Here is a 14,101-nt window from a genome sequence, read left to right on the forward strand (position 1 = left end):
GTTTAACCTCGAGCGAGACTTCGTCCCATACGAGAGGACACATGAGCCCCGACGACCACAGCGGACGTGAGGACGGCGAAGAACAGCCACTCGAGGGAGAGGAGGCCGTCGTCGACGAGGAGGAGGAAATGGTCGTCGATGATGACGAAGGGATCGCCGTCGAGGCCGATCGCGTTCGAAACGCCGCGGCCGAAGAAGTCGATCAGCGGATCGTCGATCTGCTCTCGTGGATCCTCGATACGGAAACCCGCGCGAAGATCTACGTACACCTGCTCGCAAACCCGGGGAGCACGTCCGAAGAGGTCGCAAAGGGAACGGGACTCTATCCGAGTACGGTTCGGGAGGCGCTTGCGGAACTCCACGACGAAGAACGTGTCACGCGGGAAAAACGCGCGAGCGAAGGGGCGGGAAACAACCCGTTCGAGTACACGGCGATACAGCCGAGCGAACTCGTCGGCGGCGTCGTCGATCAGGTCCAACGGGAGCTGAACACGATCTTTACGCTCGATCGTGTGCTCGACCGGAACGAGCGATCCGACCCAGCGATCGAAGGGGACGTCGAACCGGTGACGATCACCGTCGACGAGATCGATCCGTTTGGAGACGACGCTCACCCGTCCAGGGTCGACGAGTCCGCAGACGATGGCCAGGAGGACGACGGACGGACGGACATCGAGATCAGCGAACCGGACGACGACACCGACCAGTAGCGAGCAATCCGACTATCGTCGAAGAGAGAGCAATCCGATAAGCGGACGAAAGCGAGCAACGGAAAAGACGCACGGGCTCGAAGCACGGACGATCTGTCGCTGGCTACTCCTCGAGAACGAGCACGTCCGGGCGCTCGAGCGATTCGTCTACCCCGGCCGCGTCGACCGTCGTCATCGGCCAGTTGTCCGTTCGCGTCAGGATTTCGTAGTCGTCGTCGGTTATCAGGACGGTATCTTCGCTCTTTGCACCCTGAACGGTCGGGTTCCAGGCGTAGGCCATCGGCAGCTCGACCGACGCCTCGTGATCGGGCGTCGCGATCCACTCTCGGCCGGAGAACCCGGCTGCGCCACCCTGATGGTGGTGACGCCACTCTCCACCGTAGCCGACGTCGTCGTAGGCCTCCTGAATCGCTGTAAAGACGTCACCGGCGGTCCCGCCGTCCGCGGCGACCGACCGCGTCGCCGCAAGTGCGGCTGTTTCGACCCGTGTTGCCGCCTCGTGGCGCTCCTCGAGCCACTCCGGCGGATCGAAAGCGACGGTTCGGGAACAACTCGCGTGGAGCCCCCAGCGCTGGGTCGTAACCGAGACGAGCGCGTACTCTCCGAGTTCGGTGCGTTTCGGCGTGTAATGGCGATATCGCTGTACTCGTTCGGAGCCGCCGACGAGGACGACGGGCGCTTCGATCTCGCGTGCAGAGAGCGCGACACGGATCGCGGATGCGACCTCGAGTTCGGTGTCAGTCGTTCGAAGCTCGCGACAGACCGACTCGACCGCGGCGGCGGTCTCCTGTGCGAGCCTCCGGTAGCGCTCTCGATCCTGCTCGGTCAGAGGCTGTCGCAACGGCGTCGGATCCACGGTCTCGAACCCCGGAACGGCGACATCCGCTGACGCCCGTCCATCGTTTTTCACGTGCGCTTCGATCGCCTCCGCAAGCGACGAGGCGTGCCACGGAAAGCGCTCGAGAGAGAACTCGCTCGTTTCGAGGTCGGGAAGCTCTTCGTCCACGATTCGATCCGCCTCGATGTTGTCCGTGAGGACCGTCAGATCCGCACCATCGTAGCCAACCGCGGCGACTCCCGCGTCGGTCTCGCGGTCGACGACGTTGGTACCGCCGGTGAGCCAGGCGAAGGAGTTCGGACGCGCAAACCAGACCGAATCGAGATCGCGTGTCTCGAGGTACGACTCGAGGCGCTCTCGTTTGTCCATGCCGAATACTCTCGTGGCCGACTCTTGAATGTCGTGACATCGGACCGGGGAACGAGCGGAACGACGACTCTCGAGTTCGAGATGGACGCGACCCGTTTCCGGTCGATCGACCTCGCGAACGCGGCTTTCGCTCCCTCTCTCGTGCGATTCCAGCGAGATAAGAACGACTCGGGTAACCTAAATACCGTCAAACCCAACCACCGTCCGAACGCCCGTGTCGACCGATAACAGCCTCTCTCGTACGGTAGCACGTCCGATAATCGCTCGGTTTGGCTTCCCGCAGTTGCTCGCAACGACGCTCGTCCTCGTCGGCGCGACGATCTTACTCGGCGTCGCCGCCAAAGCCACCGGATCCGGATTGGCCTGTGAGGCCAACTGGCCCCAGTGTGACGCCGGCCCGTACAACCTGTTTCCGGCGAACCTCCCCAGTTTCTACGAGTGGTTCCATCGGTTCGTCGCGATGTTCGCCGGGTTCGCGATCATCGGTTCCGCGCTCGCAGCCTGGCGGATTCCCAGTGTGGACAAACGCGTCGCGACGCTGGTGATTCTCGGAACGATCCTGACGCCGATTCAGATCGTTCTCGGCCGTGAAACCGTCCTTCAGTACGAGATGACGATCCTCTCGTTGCACTTCTGGACGGCGGTGCTCATCTTCGTCCTGTTCGTCGTTGCAACGGCGTTCGTCTGGAAGCCACGGCTGGATCGAACCCACGTCACAGGTGCGCTCGTGCTCACCGCCGCGTCGCTGCCGCTTCACGTTGCACTGAGTCCGCTCGCGCTCACGGATATCACGGAGTACTCTCCGACCGTCCAGATGATCCAGTACGCCGTTACGCTCGCGTTGCTCGCGGGCGTCATCGTCGCTGTCATGGTCGGCCGCTGGCGATTCGAGGACGAACGGGTTAGGTTGCTTTTATCCGTGGCGGCCGGGCTAGCACTCATCGTGGTCTTTCTGGGTCGGCGCGCCGTGATGACGTTCAATCCGGCACTCGACTATCTGTACGTCGTCGCTTCCGCCGTCCTCTTCGTGGTCTGTCTCGGTGGCATCTGGCTCAGCCGTCGTGATCCGAGCGACTCGTCGAACTCCCCGTCGCGATAGTGACTGAACCGGGCCGTCGTACCGTCGACGCTTTTTAGCTCACGGTCGAAGCATTCCCCATGCGCACGAGTCTTAACATTCCCGAAGAGATGCTGGCCGAATTCGACCGGACCTGGCAGGCGGAGGGGCTCGACTCCCGATCACGGGCGCTTCGAGAGGCGATTCAGGAGTACGTCGAGTCGCACCATCGCCTCGAGACGGCTCGTGGAACCGTTGCGGCGACGATCGTCTTCGATTACGTCCACGACGAGATCATCGGGGAACTCCACGAGCTCCAACACGAGTTCCAGGCCGAAATCGATACGACCTGTCACGTTCATCACGGAGAGTGGTGTCTGGAGACGATTTTTTGCCACGGATCGGCGGACGACATTCGATCGCTCGTCTACCAACTGAAGGACTTCGACGCCGTGAGCCGCGTTTCGGTGACGCTGTTGCGGTCTGAGACCTGAACAACCAGAAACTGTAACCCTCACTTCCGATCGTTCTCGGCCCGGAGTCGGTCGATTCGCGTCTGTAACGGCGGGTTCGTCGCCAGCCAGTTCCGGCCCGGCGTCTCCGCGAGGTCGAACCCGGCCGCTTCGGCTGCCCGCTCGAAGGCGTCTGCGAGTTCGTCGGCACCGATTCGCTGAGCGGCACGCGCATCGGACCGATACCGAAGCCGGCGTGCGAGTGCGAACCCACCAAGTACCACGACGACGGCCACGGGTCCGCCGACGACGATCGAGAGGTCGCCCAGAACCATCCCGATGACCACCACCAGCGCGGCGAAGATCGGTGCGACCGCGACGAGCCGTTCGAACCGAGCGGCCTGCTCGCGCCGCGCGACGAGCATCGCACGAAGCGTCCCGTCCTCGAGATTCGAGAGCGCCCCCTCGGAGACGAACAAGTATCGGCCACGAGGCGCACCCGAGAGCTCGAGCGAGAGGCGACCGTCGCCGCTGTCGACGATACGAACGCCGCGGACGCCGGTATCGACGGAAGCGAGCAGCTCCTCGAGTCGATCCCGTTCGCGCTTCGTCGGTCGTCGCGTTCGCGACGTCACCGAGCTGATCAGCGGTGCAAGCGCCCAGAGACAGACGAACAGGACGGCGAGTGCGACCACGAGCGCTCCCGGACCCGCACGGATCGCGGGGGTGATGAGGGTGACGAGAGCGAAGACCCCCAGAAACAGGACCGTCAGATACCGGGCGTACTGGCGTCTGGTCGCGGCCGGATCGTCGACGTGAGGGAGGTCCGGGCGTGCGCGAAGGATCCCGGACAGCGCTGCGGTTCCGACGATCCCGGCGACGACGCCTGCGACGATCGCCGCGACGAGATTCGAACCGATCTCGGGGCCGGGCACGAAGGCCGGTTCGACGCTCGAGGCCGCATCGACCACGATCCAGGACGAAATGGCCGCGATCGTCGCTGAACCGACGGTGACCACGTTCGTCCATCGCGTGGCCGTCTCGTCTCGCCGTCGTCTCGAGAGTCGGCCGAACAGGTACCCGACGACCGCGGCGATGGCTGAACCGACCACGACGGCGACGAGGAGACCGATCCAGAGGGCGAGGGCGATCAGGGGGGACATACCGATCGGTGGATGTGGATCTGTCAAAAACGTTGGGATCGACCGTTCGAATCGCGACCCGTTCGGCACTGGCGAACGGTTCGCGCGGACTGTTGTACCGTGTCACCGGTGGGACTGCAGACGGGTTGCGGGCCCACCGGTACTGACTGACAGCAAACCGTATCAAACGCCGCCGGAATTACGCCGTGGACATCGCCATCACACCTCGAGTACCGCCGGAGATTTGACGGTTGGCTGCGTACAAAGGCACATGCCAGTCGAATCCGATGTCGAGCTTCGGGATGTGCTCTCGCACGAAACGATCGCCGTCGTCGGCTGCTCGAGTACCCCGGGCAAGGCGGCCCACGACGTACCGTTGTACCTCGACGAACGCGGGTACGACGTGATACCCGTCAACCCGTTTGCCGATGAGATATTCGGCCGGTCGGTCCCGGATACGCTCTCGGATGTCGACGAAGGAGTCGAGGTCGTCTGCGTGTTCCGTCCCAGCGAGGAGGTTGGTGGTATCGTCGACGGATCGCTCGAACGCGAGGACGTCGAGGCGATCTGGATGCAACAGGGGATTCGAGACGACGAGGCGGCCGCCCGGGCCGAAGATGACGGCCGAACGGTCGTCCAGAACCGGTGTATGAAAATCGAACATCGCCGCCTCGTCGCATAGTACAATCGGGTCAGCGGCGAGTTCGGTTCGAACGATCGTTCCGTTTTCTACACCCACCGACAGAGACTTATCTCCAACCGGTGTACGTGGTATCAGTACCCATGTGTGACCGGTTCGGGAACTGTTCGAACGACGGGACGTGTCAGCTCGTCCTCAGAAACCGGATTACAGGAATGGAACGCGTCGAATATCACTGCAAAGCTCATCTGGTGCTTCGAGTCTGGGAACTCGAGGACGATGACGCTCACGACGTTATCGACGCGACGCCGCTCAATCGATCGTCGTCGCCCACCGACCAGCCCGAACCCGGCCAGCGCGTTCAGTCCACGGATCCGTCGCCCGAATCGATCGAACCCGCCTCGAACCGGTTCGAGTAGCTTCGAGTCGTCCCGAGTCGGGATTCGGCTCGGTTCAGTGATCGACCGATCACTCGGCGGCGGATTCGCTCGAGTGAGTTTCTGCGTTTTCGATCGGTTGTTCCGTCGCCGAGTCGTCCGCTTGCGAATCGTCCTCGAGTTCTGCCTCGTCGATCGCCGCCTCCGCGAGAATCTCCTCGCCGTCGATTCCCTGTTTGTCCGCGATCGCGAGCAACAACGCTCGCTGTTCCCCGAGTTGGTGATCGAGACGCTTGACCGTGTCGTGCGTATCGTCCATCTCCTCTTCGAGGCCGATGATTCGCTGCTGGAGTTGCTGTACCTGTTTGTACATGGCCTCGGCGCGGTCCGAAAGGCCCTGAATTTTCTTTGCAGTGCTTCCAAGTCCCATGGTCGATCCATGTGGCGGACGGCTAATGGGCCTTTTCCTTCCAGCGCCGTCGGTTCTGTACTGATTCTCGGTTCGGATCGTGACGAAAGCGCTTGCGGGCGATTGGAGAGACGAAAGGCCCTTAAGTTCAACCCCCATATCCTCCAGTGGATAGGTCGAGCAGTTTGGCCCTGCTCGTCACCCGCACTATGGTCATTAGCGGGGACCGAACGCCGCGGGCGTCCGGTCAGACCGACCGGGGCCCCGGGAGCCAACGTGGAAGCCTCGTCCGTCGGGGATAGCGGTCTACGGTGGCCGTCCGCAGGGACGACCCATCGTAGTTAACCGGCGACAGCCCATCAGGCGCGGAAGCGAGCAGTGGACCGCCGGACACCTGTCGCTCGACGGGTCGCGGGGTGGAGAAGGCAACTGGGATTCCCCCGGCCGGAACGCCGGGCAACCGCGGCCCTCCACACTCATACTTCATACGACATCGCACTCGAGCGACCGCGCCGTTCTGGGTTCGATCCACACGACCGATTCGAGGTAACCGCGCGAGGAGTCGGTCAGGGTTCCCAACCGTGCCGTTCCGGATCGCGAGCCGCGAGCGCCGTTCGGACGGCGGCGACGTTTTCGGGAACGTCGTGGACGCGGACGATGTCCGCTCCGCGATCGGCGGCGATCGCGCTAGCGGCGACTGTCGCCTCGAGACGCTCGTCAACGTGACAGTCGACGTGAGCGAACATCGACTTGTGCGAGTGGCCGACGAGGACTGGGCAGCCGAGCGCCCTGAACTCGTCGACGCGACCGAGCAGTTCGAAGTTCTCGCGGGCGGACTTGCCGAAGCCGATCCCGGGGTCGACGACGATCTGCTCCCGGTCGAGACCCGCCTTCTCGGCCAGCAACACTCGCTCCGTCAGCTGATCGATGACGTCCTCGACGACGTCGTCGTAGCTCACTTCCCGGTCCGGGACGACCGGCGCGTCGATGCTGTGCATCAGAATCAGCCCCGCGTCGTGATCCGCGACGACGAACCGCATCTCGGGATCCTCGAGCCCCGAGACATCGTTGACGACGTCAGCGCCGGCCTCGAGGGCGGCGTCGGCGACCGCGGCTTTGCGGGTGTCGACCGAGATCATCACGTCGACCTCCTCGAGTCGTTCGATCACGGGGACGACGCGATCGATCTCGTCGTCGGTCGGGACGGGATCGGCTCCGGGTCGAGTCGACTCACCGCCGACGTCGATCACGTCCGCGCCCGCCGCGATCATCTCCTCGGCCTTCGAGACGGCGTCTCCTACGGCATCGTATGCGCCGCCGTCGTGGAAGCTGTCGGGCGTGACGTTGAGGATTCCCATCACCGCGGTTCGGTCGTGCCACGGGAACCGCGTCGAGTCGTCACCGTCGTCGATCTCGATCGCGTCGCGAAGCCCCCGTACGGTGTCGCCGAGTCCGTCGCCGCGACCGGACGACGGATCCTCGAGCGTCGCGATCAGCCGACGCAACTGCCCGAGCGTTCCCATGAGAACGGCATCGATTCGTTCGTCGTCCCGCGTTCGCGACGAAAGCGAACACTCACCGCCGAGGCGCAACAGTTCCCGTTGCAACCGACGAGCCTGCTGGGCCCGCAGATTCGTCTTCACAACGCGGTGGACGGCGTCGGCGTCAGTTCGACGAATCTCCCGTTCATCGACGTCCGCACCCGCCAGCGCGGTGCGAGCGCCCTCGAGATCCCGAATTCGCTTCGGGATCCCCACGCTCGTCCATCGTGAGCGTCCCTCTGCAACGGCGAACAGCGAACCGGTGACGAGCACGCAGTCGTCGCAGTCGGCCCCCTCGAGTGCGATCTCGAGGGCGTCGCCGACGTCGGCGTTCGTGCGAACGTCCGGTGCGCCCGCCTCCTCGAACACCCGCGCAAGCACGTTTCGGTCCTCGGCGCGGTCGAGTGGCGGTTCGGCAGCGATCACCGTCTCCGGCGTCGGTAACGCCGCGGCCATCTCTCGGTGGTCCTTGTCGTGCATCGCTCCGAAGACGACGTGCAAGTCGTCGTAGGCGTACGTCCCGATCGTTTCCGCGAGCGTCCGGCAGGCGCCCGGGTTGTGCGCCCCGTCGAGGACGACTAACGGGTCGGTGTCGACGACCTCGAACCGCCCCGGCCAGTGGGCGCTTCGAAGCCCGCGCTCGATGTCGCGCTCGGAGACGTTGGCGACCTGTCTGGCAAGTACGGCCGCGATCCCCGCGTTTTCGGCCTGGTGTTCGCCGGGAAGCGGAACGTTCGTCTCGATGCTCCACCCGCCGGCGTGAATCGAGACACCCGACTCCGTGTGGTTCGTTCGACCCAGATAGTCGACCCGGACGTCCGACTCGACGTCGGGGCCGACGGTGACGACCTCGTCCGCGACCTCGTGTACCGCCTCGAGGACCGATCCCGTCACTCCAGTAACCAGTGGCGCGTCCGCGGGAGCGACGTGAGCCTTGTCGCGGGCGATCGCCTCCTCGGTGTCACCGATTATGCCCGTATGTTCTAGCGTGACGCTCGTGACCGCGCTGGCGACCGGATCGACGACGCTCGTCGCGTCGTACCGGCCGCCGATCCCGACCTCGAGGACGGCGATATCGACGTTCTCTCGACTGAAGTGCCACAGTGCGAGCGCCGTCATCGTCTCGAAAAACGTCGGTGACTCGCCGTCGCCAGCGCGCTCGGTGACGTACTCCTGGACGGTATCGACGTACTCCCGGACCGCCGATCGAGGAATCTTCCGACCGTCGACGCGAACCCGTTCGCGGAGGTCCTCGAGATGGGGGGAGGTATACAATCCGACAGAGAGACCGGTTTCGCGGAGCGTCCGCTCGAGCATCCGGGCCGTGCTTCCTTTTCCGTTGGAACCGGCGATCTGTACGCACTCGATCGACTCGTGGGGGTCCTCGAGGTGAGCGAGGAGTCGCGCCGTCGACTCCGTCCCGGGTTTCGGGCGGAACCGTCGCAGACCGAAGAGAAAATCCGCCGCCTCGTAATACTCCATACTCGAATCACAGAGTCCGATCGCTTTAGGGTGTCGGAGTCCGATCCAGCGTCCGGCTCTGTGCAGGAAAAACCGGATGATCAGGTCCCGCCATCGGAGACGAATCGACCGCCATCCCAGCCCCGAACGCGGGATCTGACGGTCGCCTCGAGGACCCACGCGACGACGAGGACGACCGCGTACGGTCCGAACAGGAGGAGGTGAACCGGACTGTCGGTCGTTGTGAAAACCTCCACGGACAGAACGTATGGAACCAGCACCGCGAACAGAATAGCGGGTGAAACGATTCCTCTGGCGAGTACGGCCGCCAGCGGAACGGCCGTGACCCCCACGGCACCGACGAAAACCCCCACGGCTGCGATCGGTGGCCGAATTCCGGCACGGAGCGCCAGCAGGACGGTCGATACACCGACGAGCGACGCGAAACCGAGGACGACCCAGGCGAGTGTCCCGGGCGAGAACGGCGGTGTGGGGAGGTTTCGAAGTCGTCGCGTTTCGATCCCGTACCCCTGGCGGATCCCACACTCGAGGACGCCGGCGAGCAAGAACAGCGAGAGCCAGACGTACCAGGTGTTCGCGTAGCTCCCAACGTGCGTCGGCCCATCGACGACCAGGTACCCCTCGAGTTCGCTCCACTCCGGAGATGGGGTCGTCAGTTCGACGAAGACGGTGCCGGCGAGGGCGGCCAAAAATCCGATCGCGGGGACGATCAGCCGGGTGTGAGCCGAGACGAACGCCGGAACGAAGCCGAGTACGAAACCGGTGACGACCAGCAGGGAGACGCCGGCGTACGTCTCGAGCGTCGGATAGCCGGCGCGGGCGTACAGCGCGAGGACGAGCGCGACGTTCACACCGCCGCCGACTGCGCCGAGTGCGATCGAAGACGGGGACGGACGGACCATAGGTTACCAGTCGGCGTCGAGGCTCATGTGCTTTTTCCTACTAGTTTGCGTCGGTCGACAACGGGTGTAGTCCCGGACTGTCCGCACCCTCGCATGCAGCAGTGTCTTCGTCTGGACGGCCTGTTTCTGGGTGTCGTGCTCTCGTGGTCGCGGTTGTGTCTCGGCAACTGTTTTGTATCTCTGGGACCAGAATAGCGAGCATGTACCAGGTGTTGCTTCCGGTCGATTCGAACGAAGACCGCGCGATCGATGCGGCGAACGTCGTTAGGTCGTTACCCGGCCCTCCCGGCGACGTTCACGTGACGATTCTCAACGTGCAAAAAGAACTCGACGTGTCCGATGGCGACGGGAACGCACGCTCCGAAGACTGGTACGACGAAACGGACTTTCCACCCGCCATCGATGCAGTGAAACGGCACCTGGAAGACGACGGATTCGTCGTGGAGACGCGACGAGAACACACCGATCCTGCGGAGGGGATCATCACGGTCGCCGCGGAGATCGGTGCAGATCAGATCGTCATGTCGGGACGAAAGCGCACACCGGCGGGAAAGGTGCTCTTTGGCAGCGTCACGCAATCGGTGTTACTCAACGCCGAGACGTCCGTGACGGCCGTCATGACTGACGACTGATCTGGTTCGACGGTCAGTCGTCCGCTGAACGCTCGGCTGACGTCGACTCGAGACCGACCTCGATTTCTGCTGCGGCAGCCTTGTACTCGGGGATCTTCGCTCGCTCGTCGAGAACGTCGTTGGTGAGGCGATTTGCGGACGCCGCGGCGAAGTGCGGCGTCGTCCAGACGACACCCTCTTTGATGTCGTCGGTGACCTGTGCGACGACCGAAATCTCGCCGCGTCTCGAGGTGAGGGTTACCTCGTCGCCGTCCTCGATGCCGTAGCGTTCGGCGTCGGCGGGGTGGACGTCGACGAAGTTCTCGGGCCTCTGTCTGTTGAGGGTCGGTGATCGCCGACTCATCGTCCCCGTGTTATAGTGTTCTTCGAGCCGAGCGGTCGTCAGGATCAGCGGGTACTCGTTGTCCGGCGTCTCGGCCGGCGGCGTGTGGCTGACACCCTCGATGTGACCGAGCCCGCTTTCGGTGTCGAACTCCTCGGCGTAGAGGAACGGATCACCCTCGTCACCCGGTTCGTAACAGGGCCAGTGCAGTCCCGTTTCGTCGAGCAACTCGTAGGTCATTCCGTGATATATCGGACAGACCTGGCGAAGTTCCTCGAAGACGTCCTCGGGATCGTCGAAGTCGAACCCTTCGGGTCCGAACAGCCGACTACCGACCTCCGAAAGGATTTCGAGGTCGTGTTTGGTGTTTTCGTGGACCTTCTCGACGCCGCGCATTCGCTGGACGCGCCGATCCGTGTTCGTGACGGTGCCGGCGCGTTCGGCCCACGTCGTCGCCGGAAGAATCACGTCGGCGTACTCCGCCGTCTCGGTCATGAAGATGTCCTGGACGACCACGAACTCGAGGTCCTGAATCCGTTCTGCGACGCGGTTCGCGTCGGGTTCGGACATGACGGGATTTTCGCCCATAACGTAGAGACCGCGGACCGAATTGCCGAACTCGTGGGAGACTTCGACGTTCGTCAGTCCCGGTTCGGGAGGAACGTCGAATCCCCAGACGTCCTCGACCGACTTCCGAGCCTCGTCGTCGTCGACGAGCTGGTACCCCGGCAGCACGTTGGGCATCGCACCCACGTCACAGGTTCCCTGGACGTTGTTCTGACCGCGCAGCGGATTGACGCCGGTGCCGGGCCGGCCGACGTTGCCCGTCACGAGCGCCAGGTTGATTTCGTTCTGGACGTTGTCGACGCCACAGCGGTGTTGGCTCATTCCCATCCCGGTGAAGATCGCCGCGTTGTCCGCCATCGCGTACGTCTCGGCGGCCAGTTCGATCTGCTCGAGCGGAACGCCACACTCCTCGGCGGCCGCCTCGACGTCGACGTCCTCGAGCGTCCCTCGTAGGTGCTCGAAGCCTTCGGTCCGTTCTTCGACGAACTCCTCGTCGATCCATCCCGCGTCGGGGTTCGCTTCGTGTTTCTCGAGAATCGTCTTCAGGACGACGTTGAGCAGGGGGATGTCGGTCCCCGGCTCCAGCTGGAGGTGCATGTGTCGGTCCGTCTCGTCGATCTGGAACGATCGCGTCGTCTTGTTCGCGTGGGGGTCAACCTGGATGACGGTCGCTCCCTCGAGGACGGCCTGACGGAAGTACTGACTGTTCGCGATGGGATGCTGTTCGCCCGGATTCGCCCCCTGGATCCAGAACACGTCGGCCTCCTCGCGAAGGTCGTGCATGCTGTTGGTCATCGCGCCCGCACCCAGGCTGGTTCGGAGCGCCCAGACGGTTGAGGCGTGACACATCCGCGTGCAGTTGTCGACGTTGTTCGTACCGTACCGGCGGGCGATCTTCTGGAGGAGGTAGTTCTCCTCGTTCATCGTCTTCGAGGATCCGAAAAAGCCCATCGCGTCCGGCCCGTAGTCGTCGTGGATCCGCTCGAGTTCGGAGACGACGTACTCGTAGCACTCGTCCCAACTGGCTTCGCGGAACTCCCCGTCTTCCCTGATGAGTGGCTCGGTCAAGCGGTCTTCGTGATCGACGACCTCCGTCGCCGCGCCGCCTTTGATGCAGATTCGACCCTCGTTGACCGGTGCATCGCCCCACGGCATAAATTGGACGTCACCCGGTTCGTCGCCCTGTTTGACCTGAATACCACATCCGACGCCGCAGTACGGACAGATCGTCTTGACCGAATCATGTTTTTCTCCTGTCATATTTTGGGGCCTCCTGCTCGGTCCGCATCGGGCATATCCACGGCTCCCGCGTGTATCAGTCTTTCTCACGCACGAAGATTGACGGGAATCCGGACGAAACCTCTCCCCAATGAAGCTGACGCGTTCGCTCGTAACGGCCGAGGCTCGCCAGTACCGCGAGCAGGAACCGCTGTTCGTCGTCGAACGCGAGAACCTCAAGACGCTACCCGGCGCGCTCGAGTCCGGCGAGTACGGCCGGCGAGATGCGGCCTGGATCGTCCGATGGTACTACCGGCGCTTTCTCGGAGAGTATCCCGACGAAGCGCGCCGGAACGCAGAAGAACGGTTCTGGGAAACCGACTTCGACGCCGTTCGAACGGCGATTTCCGGCGCCATCGACGCTCCCGACGCCGCCGTCGCTGTCGACCGACTCACCGATCTGGAGGCCGTGGACGTCCCCGTCGCGTCGGCGTTTCTGATGTTCATCGATCCCGAAGCGTACGTTGTCGTCGGTCCTCGCGAGTGGAGCGTGCTTTCGACGACGGGCGAACTCTCGGAGCCGTATCCCGACCCGCCGTCGGTCGCGCAGTACCAGCGCTATCTCGAGCAGTGCCAATCACTCGCCGATGAACTCGATTGCGACCTCGAGACGCTCTATCGAGCGCTCTGGCGACTGTCCGACTGAGCGGGGTCGGGTCCCGGCGTTCGAAAGTTCGTCGATCGAAACGAGGCGGTCGGTTCGTCGTCCCGGTCAGAGTGCTCGGTCGTGTTCGGTTTCGAACTCCCGCTGTGCTCGGTACTGATCGACGAACTCGCTGACGTCGAACTCGAGCATCTGTGATTCGAACTGCGTTCTCGAGTGATCGTCTTCGGCGTGGCTGATCGCGTGTTCCATGAGTTCGACCACGAGTTCGACCACGATCTCGTGGAGTCGACGGGCGTCGAAGTCGCTGATCCACACCATCGAGTAGCCAACGGCACCGTCGCCGCTCGCATCGTGGACGGCGGTGCGGTCGGGGAACTCCTCGAGGACGACGCCCATCAGATGTGGCGTTCCGAACTGGTCGAACTCGTCTGCGGTTTCGATCGTTTCTCGAAGCACGGAGACGAGCGATTCCGGGAAGAACCGCGACGGTGGGTGAACGTCGGTGACGACGGCGTGTGCCGTCCCACAGGAACAGGTGTACTCGCGCATTCCGAGATCGATCTCGTGTGGATCGATCGTCTCACCACAGGGGAGCTCGAGACGGCGATCGGTGCCGGAACCCGGTACGCGGGGTTCTACCATTATCGATCGTTCATCCGGGACAGGCATAAGCGCGACGACTCGGGGAACGATCACGTTCCGAAAGCGATCAGTTTCGATAACGATCAGCGAGATGGATGACGACGGCGGGCGGCGTACAACGGCGGCTGTGTCCG

13 protein-coding genes, 1 other RNA gene and 1 pseudogene are annotated in these 14,101 nt (G+C 63.5%); 8 read left to right on the forward strand and 7 right to left on the reverse strand.

Annotation, left to right across the window (positions count from 1 at the left end):
* Window positions 1-41: 41 nt before the first annotated feature.
* Window positions 42-710 carry a helix-turn-helix domain-containing protein gene (locus EA462_RS07995; protein ID WP_124178045.1) on the forward strand — a complete coding sequence of 223 codons (669 nt, stop codon included), beginning with the start codon at window positions 42-44 and terminating at the stop codon, window positions 708-710.
* Between the two features lie 103 nt (window positions 711-813).
* Here EA462_RS07995 and EA462_RS08000 read toward each other — a convergent pair whose 3' ends face one another.
* Complete coding sequence (locus EA462_RS08000; RefSeq protein ID WP_124178046.1) at window positions 814-1,917, reverse strand: M24 family metallopeptidase; 1,104 nt, start codon at window positions 1,915-1,917, stop codon at window positions 814-816.
* 214 nt (window positions 1,918-2,131) lie between these two features.
* On the opposite strand from EA462_RS08000, the gene EA462_RS08005 reads away from it, so the two are divergent.
* Window positions 2,132-3,016: a cytochrome oxidase assembly protein gene (locus tag EA462_RS08005; RefSeq protein ID WP_124178047.1), complete on the forward strand. Its 885-nt coding sequence runs from the start codon at window positions 2,132-2,134 to the stop codon at window positions 3,014-3,016.
* Between the two features lie 59 nt (window positions 3,017-3,075).
* A complete protein-coding gene (locus EA462_RS08010; protein WP_124178048.1) occupies window positions 3,076-3,468 on the forward strand; it encodes a CopG family ribbon-helix-helix protein in 393 nt (130 codons plus the stop codon).
* Between the two features lie 20 nt (window positions 3,469-3,488).
* Here the strand turns inward: EA462_RS08010 and EA462_RS08015 are convergent, their stop codons facing one another.
* Entirely contained in the window at window positions 3,489-4,589 is a 1,101-nt protein-coding gene (locus tag EA462_RS08015) for a peptidase (RefSeq protein ID WP_124178049.1), read from the reverse strand.
* A gap of 250 nt (window positions 4,590-4,839) precedes the next feature.
* Between EA462_RS08015 and EA462_RS08020 the strand changes: the two genes are divergently transcribed.
* Window positions 4,840-5,250 (forward strand): CoA-binding protein, encoded by a 411-nt coding sequence (locus tag EA462_RS08020; protein WP_124178050.1) that lies wholly within the window; start codon window positions 4,840-4,842, stop codon window positions 5,248-5,250.
* A 101-nt stretch (window positions 5,251-5,351) separates the two neighbouring features.
* Window positions 5,352-5,537 (forward strand): annotated as a pseudogene (locus EA462_RS08025) (hypothetical protein); the annotation flags it as partial.
* A gap of 139 nt (window positions 5,538-5,676) precedes the next feature.
* Here EA462_RS08025 and EA462_RS08030 read toward each other — a convergent pair.
* Entirely contained in the window at window positions 5,677-6,015 is a 339-nt protein-coding gene (locus EA462_RS08030) for a DUF5798 family protein (protein ID WP_124178052.1), read from the reverse strand.
* A 145-nt stretch (window positions 6,016-6,160) separates the two neighbouring features.
* Between EA462_RS08030 and ffs the strand changes: the two genes are divergently transcribed.
* Window positions 6,161-6,471, forward strand: an RNA gene (ffs, locus tag EA462_RS08035) — signal recognition particle sRNA.
* Window positions 6,472-6,560: 89 nt separating this feature from the next.
* Here the strand turns inward: ffs and folP are convergent.
* Together folP and EA462_RS08045 are read right to left on the reverse strand one after the other, a co-directional pair.
* Complete coding sequence (gene folP / locus EA462_RS08040) at window positions 6,561-9,017, reverse strand: dihydropteroate synthase (RefSeq protein ID WP_124178053.1); 2,457 nt, start codon at window positions 9,015-9,017, stop codon at window positions 6,561-6,563.
* 80 nt (window positions 9,018-9,097) lie between these two features.
* Window positions 9,098-9,919 (reverse strand): hypothetical protein, encoded by an 822-nt coding sequence (locus EA462_RS08045; RefSeq protein WP_124178054.1) that lies wholly within the window; start codon window positions 9,917-9,919, stop codon window positions 9,098-9,100.
* Between the two features lie 200 nt (window positions 9,920-10,119).
* Here EA462_RS08045 and EA462_RS08050 point away from each other — a divergent pair, with 200 nt between their 5' ends.
* Entirely contained in the window at window positions 10,120-10,551 is a 432-nt protein-coding gene (locus EA462_RS08050) for a universal stress protein (protein WP_124178055.1), read from the forward strand.
* A 13-nt stretch (window positions 10,552-10,564) separates the two neighbouring features.
* Here the strand turns inward: EA462_RS08050 and fdhF are convergent, their stop codons facing one another.
* Window positions 10,565-12,700: a formate dehydrogenase subunit alpha gene (fdhF, locus tag EA462_RS08055; RefSeq protein WP_124178056.1), complete on the reverse strand. Its 2,136-nt coding sequence runs from the start codon at window positions 12,698-12,700 to the stop codon at window positions 10,565-10,567.
* Window positions 12,701-12,809: 109 nt separating this feature from the next.
* Between fdhF and EA462_RS08060 the strand changes: the two genes are divergently transcribed.
* Window positions 12,810-13,364, forward strand: a complete 555-nt coding sequence (locus tag EA462_RS08060; protein ID WP_124178057.1) for a hypothetical protein — start codon at window positions 12,810-12,812, stop codon at window positions 13,362-13,364.
* 66 nt (window positions 13,365-13,430) lie between these two features.
* Here the strand turns inward: EA462_RS08060 and EA462_RS08065 are convergent, their stop codons facing one another.
* Window positions 13,431-13,967, reverse strand: a complete 537-nt coding sequence (locus tag EA462_RS08065) for a DUF5815 family protein (protein ID WP_124178058.1) — start codon at window positions 13,965-13,967, stop codon at window positions 13,431-13,433.
* Between the last annotated feature and the right edge of the window lie 134 nt (window positions 13,968-14,101).

The organism is Natrarchaeobius halalkaliphilus (assembly GCF_003841485.1).
Classification (GTDB): Archaea; Halobacteriota; Halobacteria; order Halobacteriales; family Natrialbaceae; genus Natrarchaeobius; species Natrarchaeobius halalkaliphilus.